Here is a 13,731-nt window from a genome sequence, read left to right as displayed (position 1 = left end):
CCTTTCCCGATGATGCTACCCACCAGTAATAAGATGCAACCCCTCAAGGCCCCGATGTGTCCGATTACTCTTTGCGCTATGTACGGCTACGACCAGAACCCGGGTGCACAGCAGCAGATGGGTGGCGGCTACGGCGAGCAGCCGCTGTATCCCGAACCCTCGCCGCCGTCCCTGAGCGACGCGGTACGGGCCTTCACCACCGGTTCGCTGTCCGCCGAGGACTTCCAGCAGATCTTCGCGACGTCGAAGGTCTACTGCCCGCGCGGCGACAACCCCGGGTTCCTGGCGCTGCACAACACCCAGCAGCCGGTGATCCCGATGTTCACCACGCTCAAGGAGCTGCGGCTGTACGCGGGCAAGGAGTCCAAGTACTTCGTGATCACCGGGGCCGAGGTGATCGACCTGCTGCCGACCGGCTACGGCTTCGTCCTCGACATGGAGGGCGAGCACCGCATCGTCTTCGACGCGAAGGCCGTGGAGCAGATGGTCGACTTCGCGATGCGCCGGATGTACGGCTGAGATTCGATCCTTCCCAAGGGGCCCGCACCGCTCGGTGCGGGCCCCTTCTGTTGCTCGGGGCGGCCGGGGGAATGGATGACCCTTGCGGGATGTTCACCATTCAACTAAATTGAAGGCGGAACGATCCCGGAGGTGGCCCCGATGCCCGCAGTGACTGTCGAAAACCCGCTGACCCTGCCCAAGGTCGCCGCCAAGGGCGACGCAGCGGACCGTCCCGTGCTCGCCGTCACCACGGCGCCGAGCGGATTCGAGGGCGAGGGCTTCCCGGTTCGCCGTGCGTTCGCCGGGATCAACTACAAGTACCTCGACCCGTTCATCATGATGGACCAGATGGGCGAGGTGGAGTATCAGCCCGGGGAGCCGAAAGGGACTCCATGGCACCCGCACCGTGGCTTCGAGACCGTCACGTACATCATCGACGGGATCTTCGACCACCAGGACTCGCAGGGCGGTGGCGGCACCATCACCAACGGCGACACCCAGTGGATGACGGCCGGCTCGGGCCTGCTCCACATCGAGGCGCCGCCGGAGTCGCTGGTCATGTCCGGCGGTCTCTTCCACGGCCTCCAGCTCTGGGTGAACCTGCCCAAGGCCGACAAGATGATGGCCCCCCGCTACCAGGACATCCGCGGCGGCCAGGTCCAGCTGCTGACCACGCCCGACGGCGGCGCGCTGCTCCGCGTCATCGCCGGTGAGCTCGACGGGCACGAGGGCCCCGGCATCACCCACACCCCGATCACGATGATCCACGCCACCGTGCGCCCCGGCGCCGAGGTGACCCTGCCGTGGCGCGAGGACTTCAACGGACTCGCGTACGTGCTGGCCGGCCGCGGTACCGCCGGTGCGGAGCGCCGCCCCGTCCACATGGGGCAGACCGCGGTCTTCGGCGCCGGTTCCGCGCTGACCGTCCGGGCGGACGAGAAGCAGGACGGCAACGCCCCGGACCTGGAGGTCGTGCTGCTCGGCGGCCGCCCGATCCGCGAGCCGATGGCGCACTACGGACCGTTCGTGATGAACAGCCAGGCCGAGCTGAAGCAGGCCTTCGAGGACTTCCAGGCCGGCCGCCTCGGCACCGTGCCCGCCGTCCACGGAATGTGACACCTCCGGCCAGAGTGTGACAGTCCGCCATTCATAAGGCCCCACAAGCGGGACATCGCACCCGCGCCGTGATTGGGTGGGAGGGTGCAGAACCAGAAGCCCCTCCTGCCCGACGGCGCACGCCGTGTCGCTGCCTGGTGCTGCGTGGTCCTCCTCGTCACCGGGGTCGCCGCAGTCGCCATCTGGCTGTGCATCATCTTCAAGACCGCGGTCACTCCCGTGCTGCTCGCGCTGCTCGGTACGGCGCTGCTCGGTCCGGTGCACCGCTGGCTGGTCGACCGCGGGCTGAAGCGCTCGCTCGCCGCGGGGCTCACCTGTGTGCTGCTCGTCGCGGTGGTCGGCGGCGCCGGGTACATCGTCGTCACCGCGCTCGTCGACACCGGTGACCAGATCATCCGGTCGCTGAAGGACACCACGCAGTGGGTCGTCGACCATTTCGGGATCGGCAAGAACACCAGTGTCGACGACCTGGTGACCAACGCCCGGGACCTCGTCGAGAAGTTCGGCGCGAGCGCCGCGGGCGGGCTGCTCTCCGGGCTCAGCCTGATCGGCTCGCTCATCGCCACCAGCGTCCTCGCCCTGCTGCTGACCTTCTTCTTCCTGCGCGACTCCGACCGGGCCGCACGGCTCGCCCATTCGATCGCCCCGCGCGGGACCGGGGAACTGGTCGAGGCGATGGGGCGGCGGGCCTTCGACGCCGTCGAGGGCTTCATGCGGGGCACCACGTTCATCGCGCTGATCGACGCCTTCTGCATCACCATCGGGCTGCTGATCCTGCGCGTCCCCGGTGCGGTCGGGCTCGGTGCGCTGGTCTTCGTCGGTGCCTACATCCCGTACCTCGGGGCCTTCCTCTCGGGCGCCGTCGCGGTCCTGGTCGCGTTCGCCGACCGGGGGTTCGTGATCGCGCTCTGGGCGCTGGGGGTCGTGCTCGCCGTTCAGGTGCTGGAGGGCCATGTCCTGCAGCCGATGATCCAGAGCCGTACGGTGCAGATGCACCCCGCCATGATCATGATCGCGCTCACCGCGGGCGCCAGTGTGGCCGGGCTGCTGGGCATGCTGCTCGCGGTCCCGGTCTGCGCGGCGGCCTTCGGTGTGCTCGGCGAACTGCGCGGTGACCGCCCGGGGCCGTCGTCCGGGGACGAACCGCCGGGTGCCGCGTCCGGGGCCTGAGGGCCCGGTTCAGCCCTCCGCCCCGGCTTCCGTCCCGGCCTCTGCTCCGGCTTCCACCCCCTGCGGCCGCTCCGGCCCCGACTCGTTCAGCTCGAACCAGATCGACTTCCCCGCTCCCCGCGGATCCACCCCCCACGCGTCGGCGAGCATCTCCATCAGCACCAGGCCCCGGCCGCTGGAGGCCATCTCCCCGGGGCTCCGCTTGTGCGGCAGCTCGTCGCTGCCGTCCGACACCTCCACGCGCAGCTGCCGCTCGCCCTGCTCCCCCGTCGCCTGCGCGAGCATCAACGCGTCCCCGTCCGTGTGGACGAGGACATTGGTGGCCATCTCGGAGAGCATCAGCACCGCCGCGTCGACCTGCTCCGGATCGGCCCAGTCGTGCAGCAGGTCCCGCAGCTGCTGCCGGGCCGCCGCGATCCGCTCCGGCTGGGCCTGCGCGATGGACAGCGCGATGCGCCGCGGCGCCGGCCGGAGCCCGGTCCTTCCGTCGCACCGGAGCAGGAGCAGCGCGATGTCGTCCTCCCGGCGGTCCGCCAGCGGCCCCGTCGTGTAGTGCGACGTGGGCCCGTGCACGGCCTGGACCAGGGCGTCGGCGAGCTTCTCCAGGTCGGTGGTGTGCTGCTCCAGGACGGGCCGCAGCCGGTACCAGCCGGAGAACAGGTCGTGGCCCCCGGTCTCGATCAGCCCGTCCGTGCAGAGCATGATCGTTTCTCCGGGTTCCAGGGTGAGCCGGCTCGTCGGATAGTCGGCGTCCTCCTCGACGCCGAGCGGCAGTCCGCCCTCGGTCTGGCGGATCATCGCGGTCCCGTCGGCGGTGGTCACCACGGGGTCGGGGTGGCCGGCCCGCGCGATGTCCAGCGTGCCGCTCTCCGGGTCGACCTCCGCGTACAGACAGGTGGCGAAGCGCGGCTCGGTCGCCTTCCCGCTCCCGTACGTGTCCGTCAGCCCGGAGAGGAAGCGCGAGGCGCGCGAGAGCACCGCGTCCGGGCGGTGCCCCTCGGAGGCGTACGCGCGCAGGGCGATCCGCAACTGCCCCATCAGCCCGGCCGCCCGCACGTCGTGGCCCTGGACGTCACCGATGACGAGGGCGATGCGGCCGTTGGGGAGCGGGATCATGTCGTACCAGTCGCCGCCGACCTGGAGGCCGCCGCCGGTCGGGATGTAGCGTGCGGCGACCGTCATCCCCGGGATGTCCGGGCCGAGCGTCGGCATCATCGAGCGCTGGAGTCCCAGTGACAGCTCCCGCTCGGTCTCGGCTACCCCGGCCCGGGTCAGCGCCTGCGCGAGCATCCGCGCCACGGTCGTCAGCACGGACCGCTCGTCCGGCGAGAACGACACCGGGTGCTTGAAGCCGGCCATCCAGGCGCCCATGGTGTGTCCCGCGACGATCAGCGGCAGGAAGGCCCAGGACCGGCGCCCGAAACGGCTGGCGAGCGGCCAGGTGACCGGGTAGCGGCGGCTGTAGTCGTCGGGCGACGGGAGATAGATCGCCCGCCCCGTCCGTACCACCTCGGCGGCCGGGTAGTCGGTCTCCAGCGGCATGTCGGCGAACGGGTCCTCGTCGCCCGCGCTGTGCCCGTGGTGCCCGATGACCGTCAGCCGCTCTCCCGCGACGCCGAAGACCGCCAGGCCGTCCGGCGAGAAACCCGGCATGGACAGCGAGGCAGCGACCCGCAGCACCTCCGCGGTCGACCTGGCCTCGGCCAGCGCCCGGCCCGCGTCCAGCAGGAAGGCCTCGCGGGAGCGGCGCCAGTCCCCGGTGATGGGGGTGTGCGCCCCGGTGGTGCCGGGCTGCGGCTCGGCGACCTCCTGAAGGGTGCCGACCAGTACGTAGTTCGTGCCGTCCGGCGTCTCGACCAGGAGTGGCCTGGCGCGGCTGCGCACGATGCGCAGCACCCGGCCGCTTCCGTCCACGACCCGCAGCCGGGCCTCGGCGAGGGTGCCCTCGGCACGTGCGACATTCACCACCCCGTAGATCTCGTTCCAGTCGACGGGGTGGAACCGGGAACGCACCGCGGACTCGCGGAAGACACCGGGCTCGGCGGGCAGCTCCAGCAGCCGGGCCGCCTCTGCATCGAGCGTGACGGTCCCGGCTGCGTTGTCCCAGCGCCACAGACCGGTCGCGGTCGCGGCCAGGACGTCCTCGGTGCGCATTGCCCCACTTTAAGAAGATCTGCTCCGTAAACGCCACCGAGGGCGGCCGCCCAGGAGCTTCGGGGGAGGGATCGGGGAGGGTCGGGGCGGGCCCGGCGGCCGTCCGCCGGGCCCGGATGATCTTGAAATGTCAATGTCAAATGATTCGGTGCGGGTGCGGGCGGTAGCCTGGGGAGGCTGAATCCACCCCGAATCGCGAAGACTGGATGAACGACGATGCATCGGTACAGGTCCCACACCTGCGGCGAGCTCCGCGCCTCTGACGTCGGCACCGACGTCCGACTGAGCGGCTGGCTGCACAATCGCCGAGACCTGGGTGGCATCCTCTTCATCGATCTGCGCGACCACTACGGTCTGGTGCAGCTCGTCGCCCGCCCCGGCACCCCCGGCAACGAGGCGCTGGCGAAGCTCACCAAGGAGACCGTCGTACGGATCGACGGCAAGGTCTCCGCGCGCGGCGCCGACAACGTCAACCCGGAGCTCCCGACCGGCGAGATCGAGATCGAGGTCACCGAGGTCGAGGTGCTGGGCGAGGCCGGCCCGCTGCCCTTCACGATCAACACCGAGGACGGGGTCAACGAGGAGCGGCGCCTGGAGTACCGCTTCCTCGACCTGCGCCGCGAGCGCATGCACCGCAACATCATGCTGCGCTCCGCGGTCATCGCCGCCATCCGCGCCAAGATGGTGGCCCTCGGCTTCAACGAGATGGCGACCCCGATCCTCACCGCGACCTCCCCCGAGGGCGCCCGTGACTTCGTCGTCCCGTCCCGTCTGAACCCGGGCAAGTTCTACGCCCTGCCGCAGGCCCCGCAGCAGTTCAAGCAGCTGCTGATGATCTCCGGCTTCGACCGCTACTTCCAGATCGCGCCGTGCTTCCGCGACGAGGACGCCCGCGCGGACCGTTCGCCCGGCGAGTTCTACCAGCTCGATGTCGAGATGTCGTTCGTGGAGCAGGAGGACGTCTTCCGGCCGATCGAGAAGCTGATGACCGAGCTCTTCGAGGAGTTCGGCAACGGCCGCCACGTCACCTCGCCGTTCCCGCGCATCCCGTTCCGCGAGTCGATGCTGAAGTACGGCAACGACAAGCCCGACCTGCGCGCCAAGCTGGAACTGGTCGACATCTCCGACATCTTCGCCGACTCGGAGTTCAAGGCGTTCGCCGGCAAGCACGTCCGCGCCCTCCCGGTCCCGGACACCGCCGGTCAGTCCCGGAAGTTCTTCGACGGCCTCGGCGACTACGCCGTCCAGCACGGCGCCAAGGGCCTGGCCTGGGTCCGGGTCGGCGAGGACGGCGCCCTGGCGGGACCGATCGCCAAGTTCCTCACCGAGACCGACGTCAAGACCCTCACCGAGCGTCTCTCCCTCGTCCCCGGCCACGCCGTCTTCTTCGGCGCGGGCGAGTTCGACGAGGTCTCCAAGATCATGTCCGCCGTCCGCGTCGAGGCCGCCAAGCGCGCCGGCCACTTCGAGGAGGGCGTCTTCCGGTTCTGCTGGGTCGTCGACTTCCCGATGTACGAGAAGGACGAGGAAACCGGCAAGATCGACTTCTCCCACAACCCCTTCTCGATGCCCCAGGGCGGCATGAAGGACCTGGAGGAGAAGGACCCGCTGGACATCCTCGCCTGGCAGTACGACATCGTCTGCAACGGCATCGAGCTGTCCTCCGGCGCCATCCGCAACCACGAGCCCGACGTGATGCTCAAGGCCTTCGAGATCGCCGGTTACGACCGCGAGACCGTCGAGCACGAGTTCGCGGGCATGCTCCGCGCCTTCCGCCTCGGTGCCCCGCCGCACGGCGGCATCGCCCCGGGCGTCGACCGCATCGTGATGCTGCTGGCCGACGAGCCCAACATCCGCGAGACGATCGCCTTCCCGCTCAACGGCAACGCCCAGGACCTGATGATGGGCGCCCCGACGGAGCTGGACGAGACCCGTCTGCGCGAGCTGAACATCCAGCTCCGCAAGCCGGTGGCGACGGCGAAGGAAAAGGCGGGCGCCAAGGATTCCGTGGCGAGGGACACCGGCGCGAAGTAGGACCGACCGGCAAGTGGGGGCGGCGTCACCGCTTCCGCTCCGGTTCCACGTGAAACATCCCCCGGCCGACCCCGGCCGGGGGATGTTTCACGTCCGGGGCCGTCTCATGCCGCGTTCAGGGCCACCGTCGGATGGAGGCGGGAGGCACGGATCGCCGGGTAGAGGCCCGCGACCACACCGATCAGGAGCGTGGCGGCCAGCCCGCCCGCCAGTGACCAGGGCGGGACCACCGCCGTCCACCCCTGGAACCGCGCGAATCCGTATGTCGTCGCCGCGCCCAGCAGTGCGCCCGTCACCCCGCCCAGCGCCGACAGCAGCAGCGACTCGGTCAGGAACTGGAGCCGGATCGCACCCCGGGTCGCGCCCAGCGAGCGGCGCAGGCCGATCTCCTGGCGGCGTTCCAGGACGGAGATGACCATGGTGTTGGCGACGCCCACACCGCCGACCAGGAGAGCCACCGCGCCCAGGCCGAGCATCAGGGTCGTCAGGCCCTTGTCGGTGGCGGCCTTGGCGGCCAGCGCGTCCGAGGGCCGGGAGACCTTGATGCCCGTCTCGTCGCCGGGGCTGATGGTGCGGGCCAGGATCGCCCGTACGTCCGTCACCGAGACGTCCGTGGAGCGCTCGAAGACGGTGGTGGGATGGCCGTCGAAGCCGAAGTAGCGCTCGGCGGCGGGGAATCCGACCATGGCCACCCGGTCCAGGTTGGGGACCAGTTCGAGCGGTTCGAGGATGCCGACGACGGCCACGCGGGTGTCGTTCATCATGATCGTCTCGCCGGTGCGGGTGACGCCGAGGCGCTGCGCGGCCACCGCGCCGAGCACCGTCGTCGGGAGGCGTTCGCCGGCCGGGGTCAGCCAGGTGCCCTTGCCCACCTCGCCGCCGAGCGCGGAGAGCAGGTCGGCGCGGACCGCTTGGGCGGTGACGCCCGCGGTGCGCTCCTCGGGGACCACGTCGCTGCGGCGGATGCGGGCGTCGATGTCGGCGCTGGCCGTGGCGTGCCGCACCGGGCCGATGCGCTCGACCATCGCGACCGCGTTCCTGGGGAGCTTGATCTCCTGCCCCATGGCGTCCTTGCCCGCCTCGGCGGTGAGCAGATTGGTCCCGAGGCGGTCGAGACGGGCCATCAGGTCCGCGCGGCTCGACTCGGACAGCCCGACGACCGCGACCACGGTCGCGATGCCGATGGCGATGCCGAGCGCCGAGAGCACCACACGCGCACGCCGCGCGCGCAGGCCGACCGCGCCGACGCGCAGGACGTCGCGGGGGGAGAGGCGGGCGGGCCTGAGATCGCTCTTCATGAACCGGCCTTCTGCATCCGTGGGTCGAGGAGAGCGCCGGAGCGCAGGTCCGAGACGATCTCGCCGTCCCTGAAGCGGACCCGGCGCGGCAGCGAGTCCGCGATCTCGTTGTCGTGGGTGATCACGCAGACGGTGGTGCCGGACGCGTTCAGCTCGTGCAGCAGCTCCATGACGATCCCGCCGGATGCGGTGTCCAGCGCCCCGGTCGGCTCGTCGGCCAGCAGCAGCCGGGGCTCCCCCACCAGGGCGCGGGCGATGGCCACGCGCTGCTTCTCGCCGCCGGACAGCTCGTTCGGTGTGTGCGAGCCGCGGTGGTCCAGCCGCACCCTGGCGAGCGCCTCCCGCGCACGGGCACGCCGTTCCTTCAACGGGACGCCCGCGTACAGCAGCCCGTCGGCGACGTTGTCCACCGCGTCGCGCCCCGCCGCCAGGTGGAAGTGCTGGAAGACGAAGCCGATGTGGCGGGCGCGCAGCGCGGAGAGCCGGGCGTCGGAGAGCTCGGACACGTCGTAGCCGGCGATCCGGACGGTGCCGGTGGTGGGCTTGTCGAGGGTGCCCATGATGTTGAGCATCGTGGACTTGCCGGAGCCGGACGGGCCGACGACGGCGACGAGTTCGCCCTCCTCGACGGTGAGGCTCACTGAGCGCAGGGCGTGGACGCCGCCGGGGTACGACTTTCCGGCGTCCCGCAGTTCGATCACCGGGGCCGTGGTCATGACGTCGGCACTCCGACCTTCAGGCCCTCGCGCACATCCGGTCCGGAGACCTCGATCTGGCCGTCGGCGGTCATGCCCGTCTCCACCCGCACCATCCTCGACGTGGCGCCCTCGACGACCTGGAGGCCGTAGCCGCCGTTCTCGCCGCGCAGCGCGACGACCGCCTCGACGGGGACCACGAGGACCCCCTTGTGCGCCTCGCTGACGAACTTCACGCTCGCCGGTGCCTTGGTGTCCTCGCCGGACGCGGCGCCCACCCCGCCGTCCAGCACGACCTCGACCGTGATGCCGTCCTCGGCGACCGTCTCGCCTGCGGGCGCCTCGGGACGCACCGTCCCGGCGACGTGACCGGCCACGGTCTTCCCGCTCGGCAGGGTGACCTCGACCTCGGTGCCCCGTGAGGTGAGCGCGCCGTCGGTCTGGTCGAGCTGAGCCCGTACGACGGGCTTGGTGGAGGCGACCGTCAGGACCGGCCCGTCCGGGCCGACCTGGTCGGCGAGCGCCGCGTCGGCGGAGACCACCCTGACCGGGCCGGGCTGGAAGACGACGTCGCCCCTGCCGACCCTGCCGGTGGGCTCGCGGTTGAGGGACTTCTGCCACCGCGCGACGGCGGCCGCGGTGTCCTCGTCGTACCGGACGTCGACGTAGAGCCCCGCCCCGTACCCCAGGTCACGCAGATTGCGCTCCAGCTGGAGCACGTCGCTGCCCCGGTCGCCGGTCTTCATCTCGCGGAACATCGGGACCGGCCCGTAGAGGAGCGTGACGGGCTTGTCGTTCAGCTCGTACAGCGCCTGCCCCATGGTCAGCGTCTTTCCTTCGGGGGCGGCGACCGTGACGGTGCCCTCGACGGCGGACTTGACGGCGCGGCGCTGCGCGAAGTCGAGCCGGCCGTCGACCGTCTTCGACCGCACGAGGTCGGTGCGTACGACGGTCGCGGTGGCGGGCGGCAGCTCGCCACCCTTCCCGGAGGCGCCCGCGTCGCCGTCGTCGCCGAGGAACAGGATGCCCCCGGCGACGACGGCGACGACGGTCACCGCACCCAGGGCGAGGAGTGCGGAGCGGCGTTTCACTGCATGCCTTCCACACTGTCGATCAGCTTCGGCCGGCAGGCCTCGCGGGCCTTCTTGTACGCCGGCGAATCGACGTCGAGGACCGGGGACGCCGGGTTCGGGTCGCCGCCCGGCTGGGCGTTGCCGCCGCTCATCGTCGGGTTGGTGAACCGGGAGACGCCGTTGTCCCGCATGCACTTGGCGTGCGCGAGCATCGACTCGTACGCCTTCTGCTCGTCGCGTTCGGGCTCGGCGTTCATGGCGGCCTGCAACTCGGGGACGCAGACCCGGTTCTTCCCGCCCTTGTACGCCTCGTTCTGACCGGGCCGGGAGGCGATCTTCCCGATCTTCGTCCAGTCGAGATATCCGCTGAGCTTGGGGTCGGGGAAGTCCTTGTAGCCGCCCTTGACGCGCATGCACTGGACGTACTTCATCTGGGCGTCGTAGAAGGCGCTCTTGCCCGCGGGCGGGGCGCTCGGCCCGCCCGCGTCCTTCGTGGTGCCGGCCGTCGGTGTCCTCGGTACGTCGGCGATCGCCTCGTCCTTCTTCGTACCGCCCGCTCCGTCCTCCCCGCCGCCGCAGCCGACGGCGAGGGCGAGTACGGGCAGGGCCACGAGGGCGGCCAGGCGCAGCCGGGCGGAGGCGCGGGGGGCCGGGCGGCCCTCGGCGCGGTGTTTCGTTCTCGGGGAGGTCATGTGCGGCACGCTCGCCGCCACAGATGATGGCCCGTCCATGGCCACATGATGGGAACGTAACAATGCCCCCGGCCTGCACATCCGCCCCCGTGCACAGCGGACGGCAACGGTCCGGGCGTGCCCATAATCGGCCCATGCCGCATGTGTTGCTCATCGAGGACGACGCGTCCGTACGGGACGGGATGGAGCTCGTGCTGCGCCGGCACGGGTACGGCGTGGACATCGCCGCCACCGGCGAGCAGGCCCTCGCCCTGCTGGACGGGGAGCGGGGCGCCCGGGTCGAACTGGCCGTGCTGGACCTGATGCTGCCCGGCATGGACGGCTTCGAGGTGTGCCGCCGCATCCGCGCCCGCTCAACGACCCTGCCGGTCATCATGCTGACCGCACGCGGCGACGACCAGGACATCGTCACGGGCCTGGAGGCGGGTGCCGACGACTACGTCGTCAAGCCGGTCACCGCCCCCGTTCTGGAGGCCCGCATCCGGGCCGCGCTGCGGCGCACGGAACCGTCCCTGCCGGCGCAGGGGGCCGGTGCCGACCTCGCCGGGCTGGTGATCGACCGCGCCGGACTGACCGTCACCAAGCACGGCACTCCCATTCCGCTGCCGCCCACCGAGCTGCGGCTGCTGCTGGAGCTCTCGGCCTCTCCCTGCCGGGTCTTCAGCCGTGAACAGCTCCTGGAATCCGTCTGGGACCACACCTTTCTGGGCGACTCCCGGCTGGTGGACGCGGCGGTCGGCCGGCTGCGCGCCAAGCTGGAGGACGTACCGTCCAAGCCCCGCTACGTCCAGACGGTGCGGGGCTTCGGCTACCGCTTCGGGCCGCTGTGAGCCGTACGGATCACGCCGGGCGCCCCGCCGCCCCGAAGAGGCGCTCGTGGCATCTCGTCGGCGGGCTGCGCACCCGGCTCGTCGTCACCTTCGTCGTGGTCGCCCTCGTCAGCGCGGTGACCGCGACCGCCCTCGCCTACCGCGACGCCCGCACCGCCGTCCTCCAGCGCACCCAGAACGCGGCCGTGAACGACCTCCGGGAGCGGGTCGGTGCGGTGGCCGCCGACTTCGACGTACCGCCCGACCAGCGGTCGCTGTCCCGGTTCGCGGCGAAGGTGTCCGAGGGCATCGGCGGGAACATCGTGGTCGCCCGCTACCAGGGCCTTTCCGCCGTCTCCGACTCGCTCGCCGACACCACGTCCCGGATCACCGTCGAGCTGCGTACCGCCGTCATGACCGGCGACGACACCAAGTTCCAGCGGGTGCGGTGGCGGGGCGAGCCCTATCTGGTCGTCGGCATGCCCGTGACGTACGCCGACGGGGACCGCAGCACCTCCGGGCTGGAGGTCTACGCGATCACCGATCTGCGGGCCGAGAGCGACGACACGGCCGCCCTGCTGGACTCCGTACGGGCGGGCATCGTGCCGGTGGTGCTGCTGGCCGCCGTCCTGGCGCTGCTGGCCGCGGGGACGGTGCTGCGCCCGGTACGGAAACTGGGCCGGGCCACCCGCGAACTGGCGGCCGGGGACCTCGGCAGCCGGGTCGCCGTCACCGGGCGCGACGAACTCGCCGACCTGGCACGGACGTTCAACGAGACCGCCGACGCGCTCCAGGCCTCCGACGCGGATCTGCGCGAGCAGGAGGCGAAGGCGCGCCGCTTCGTGGCGGACGTGTCGCACGAACTGCGCACGCCCCTCGCGGCGATGACGATGGTGGCGACGGTGCTGGAGGAGGACGCCGACCAGCTGCCGCCGGACGCGGCGCGGGCGGCCCGTACCGTCGGCGCGGAGACGGCCCGGCTGTCCCGGCTGGTCGAGGAGCTGATGGAGATCTCCCGCTTCGACGCCGGGGCGGCCCGGCTGAACGCGGCGGAGACCGACCTCGCCGACACCGTACGGGCGTCGCTGGCGCTGCGCGGCTGGACGGACCGGGTACGGACGGAGCTCGACGCGGGCGTACGGGCGGTGGTCGACCGGCGCCGGATCGACGTGATCGTCGCGAACCTGGTGGGCAACGCGCTGCGGCACGGCGCCCCGCCGGTCACCGTGACCCTCACGACGGCCCTCGCGGCGGACGGCGAGCGGGTGGTGCTGTCCGTCGCCGACCACGGTCCGGGGCTGCCGCCGGAGGCGGGGGAGCGGGTCTTCGACCGGTTCTACAAGGCGGACAGGGCCCGCACACGCGGCGCGGCCGACGACAGCGGACAGGGCAGCGGCCTGGGCATGGCGATCGCGCTGGAGAACGCCCGCCTGCACGGCGGCACGATCGACGCGGCGGACGGGCCGGGGCGAGGCGCGGTGTTCACCCTGCGGCTGCCCCTGCGACGTACGGGAGGGGACACGGAGTGAAGCTCCGACAGGGCATCGCGGTCGCCGTACTGGGGGCCGCACTCCTGGGCTGCGGCGTTCAGCCGACCGGGGTGATAGGCGCGGGCGAGCCCGCGTCCGGGCTGACGCGCGGCATGCGGCTGTACTACGCGTCGGCCGGCGGGCTGCGCGCGGTCCCGCTGATCGACCAGGAGTTCGACGACCTCAACAGCGTGCTGAAGCTGCTCGCCATGAGGACGCCGCCCGCCGAGCAGGGCGGGCTCACCTCCCTCGTCCATATCGGCGGCTACTCGGCGACCGGCTCGGGCAGCCGGGTCACGTTGTGGCTGGACGGCGTCTACGAGGAGTCGGGGCGCGACCTGGGCACGGGTCAGCTGGTGTGCACGCTGGCGCGTGCCCAGTCCGTACTGGAACCGAAGGTCAGGACCGACGACGTCGAGGTCACCCTGCGCCCGTCCGAGGGCCCCGCGCTGGGCCCCTACCGGTGCGCGGAGTTCCTCGACGGGTGAGCGGTCACCGGCACCGGCACCGGCACCGATTCCTGACCGGTACTCAGACCTTCGTGCCCCGCTGAGGTGAAGGGCCGGAACCTACACGCACGAGACGGTTCCGGGCCGCTTCGGCGCGCGTGTCCGGCGGTCGATACAGCCGTATGGCCCCGTGCGGGTTCGCGCTCGCGCG

Annotated in this window: 12 protein-coding genes; 7 read left to right on the top strand and 5 right to left on the bottom strand. The window is 71.4% G+C overall.

Features of this window, described 5'->3' with window-relative positions:
* Window positions 1-78: 78 nt before the first annotated feature.
* The 3 genes from ACWCQ6_RS02025 (at window position 79) to ACWCQ6_RS02015 (ending at window position 2,787) form a co-directional block, all read left to right on the top strand.
* Window positions 79-519 (top strand): SseB family protein, encoded by a 441-nt coding sequence (locus ACWCQ6_RS02025; protein ID WP_451084834.1) that lies wholly within the window; start codon window positions 79-81, stop codon window positions 517-519.
* Between the two features lie 141 nt (window positions 520-660).
* The gene (locus tag ACWCQ6_RS02020) at window positions 661-1,617 is read left to right on the top strand and encodes a pirin family protein (protein ID WP_451084833.1); all 957 of its coding nucleotides are present in this window, start codon (window positions 661-663) and stop codon (window positions 1,615-1,617) included.
* 84 nt (window positions 1,618-1,701) lie between these two features.
* On the top strand, window positions 1,702-2,787 hold the full coding sequence (locus ACWCQ6_RS02015) for an AI-2E family transporter (RefSeq protein ID WP_451084832.1): 1,086 nt from the start codon (window positions 1,702-1,704) through the stop codon (window positions 2,785-2,787).
* Window positions 2,788-2,796: 9 nt separating this feature from the next.
* Here the strand turns inward: ACWCQ6_RS02015 and ACWCQ6_RS02010 are convergent, their stop codons facing one another.
* Window positions 2,797-4,941, bottom strand: a complete 2,145-nt coding sequence (locus ACWCQ6_RS02010) for an ATP-binding SpoIIE family protein phosphatase (protein ID WP_451084831.1) — start codon at window positions 4,939-4,941, stop codon at window positions 2,797-2,799.
* A gap of 216 nt (window positions 4,942-5,157) precedes the next feature.
* On the opposite strand from ACWCQ6_RS02010, the gene aspS reads away from it, so the two are divergent.
* Entirely contained in the window at window positions 5,158-6,975 is a 1,818-nt protein-coding gene (aspS, locus tag ACWCQ6_RS02005) for an aspartate--tRNA ligase (protein ID WP_451084830.1), read from the top strand.
* Window positions 6,976-7,079: 104 nt separating this feature from the next.
* Here aspS and ACWCQ6_RS02000 read toward each other — a convergent pair whose 3' ends face one another.
* Genes ACWCQ6_RS02000 through ACWCQ6_RS01985 form a run of 4 tightly spaced genes read right to left on the bottom strand, consistent with a single transcriptional unit; the run spans window position 7,080 to window position 10,733 of the window.
* Window positions 7,080-8,273 carry an ABC transporter permease gene (locus ACWCQ6_RS02000; protein ID WP_451084829.1) on the bottom strand — a complete coding sequence of 398 codons (1,194 nt, stop codon included), beginning with the start codon at window positions 8,271-8,273 and terminating at the stop codon, window positions 7,080-7,082.
* On the bottom strand, window positions 8,270-8,989 hold the full coding sequence (locus ACWCQ6_RS01995; RefSeq protein WP_451084828.1) for an ABC transporter ATP-binding protein: 720 nt from the start codon (window positions 8,987-8,989) through the stop codon (window positions 8,270-8,272). Before ACWCQ6_RS01995 ends, ACWCQ6_RS02000 begins: the two co-directional genes overlap by 4 nt.
* On the bottom strand, window positions 8,986-10,059 hold the full coding sequence (locus tag ACWCQ6_RS01990; RefSeq protein WP_451084827.1) for a peptidoglycan-binding domain-containing protein: 1,074 nt from the start codon (window positions 10,057-10,059) through the stop codon (window positions 8,986-8,988). Before ACWCQ6_RS01990 ends, ACWCQ6_RS01995 begins: the two co-directional genes overlap by 4 nt.
* Window positions 10,056-10,733: a hypothetical protein gene (locus ACWCQ6_RS01985; RefSeq protein WP_451084826.1), complete on the bottom strand. Its 678-nt coding sequence runs from the start codon at window positions 10,731-10,733 to the stop codon at window positions 10,056-10,058. Before ACWCQ6_RS01985 ends, ACWCQ6_RS01990 begins: the two co-directional genes overlap by 4 nt.
* A 134-nt stretch (window positions 10,734-10,867) precedes the next feature.
* On the opposite strand from ACWCQ6_RS01985, the gene ACWCQ6_RS01980 reads away from it, so the two are divergent.
* From ACWCQ6_RS01980 to ACWCQ6_RS01970, 3 genes are read left to right on the top strand one after another with little or no spacing between them, the layout of a single operon-like run.
* Complete coding sequence (locus ACWCQ6_RS01980; RefSeq protein WP_451084825.1) at window positions 10,868-11,563, top strand: response regulator; 696 nt, start codon at window positions 10,868-10,870, stop codon at window positions 11,561-11,563.
* A complete protein-coding gene (locus ACWCQ6_RS01975; protein WP_451084824.1) occupies window positions 11,560-13,071 on the top strand; it encodes an ATP-binding protein in 1,512 nt (503 codons plus the stop codon). Before ACWCQ6_RS01980 ends, ACWCQ6_RS01975 begins: the two co-directional genes overlap by 4 nt.
* Entirely contained in the window at window positions 13,068-13,559 is a 492-nt protein-coding gene (locus tag ACWCQ6_RS01970; protein WP_451084823.1) for a GerMN domain-containing protein, read from the top strand. The genes ACWCQ6_RS01975 and ACWCQ6_RS01970 overlap by 4 nt, the downstream gene beginning before the upstream one ends.
* Window positions 13,560-13,731 lie beyond the last annotated feature (172 nt).

The sequence above is a fragment of the Streptomyces sp. NPDC001880 genome (assembly GCF_053594575.1).
Note: the sequence above shows the minus strand (reverse complement) of the source record. Positions and strands in the feature narration are given on the sequence as shown.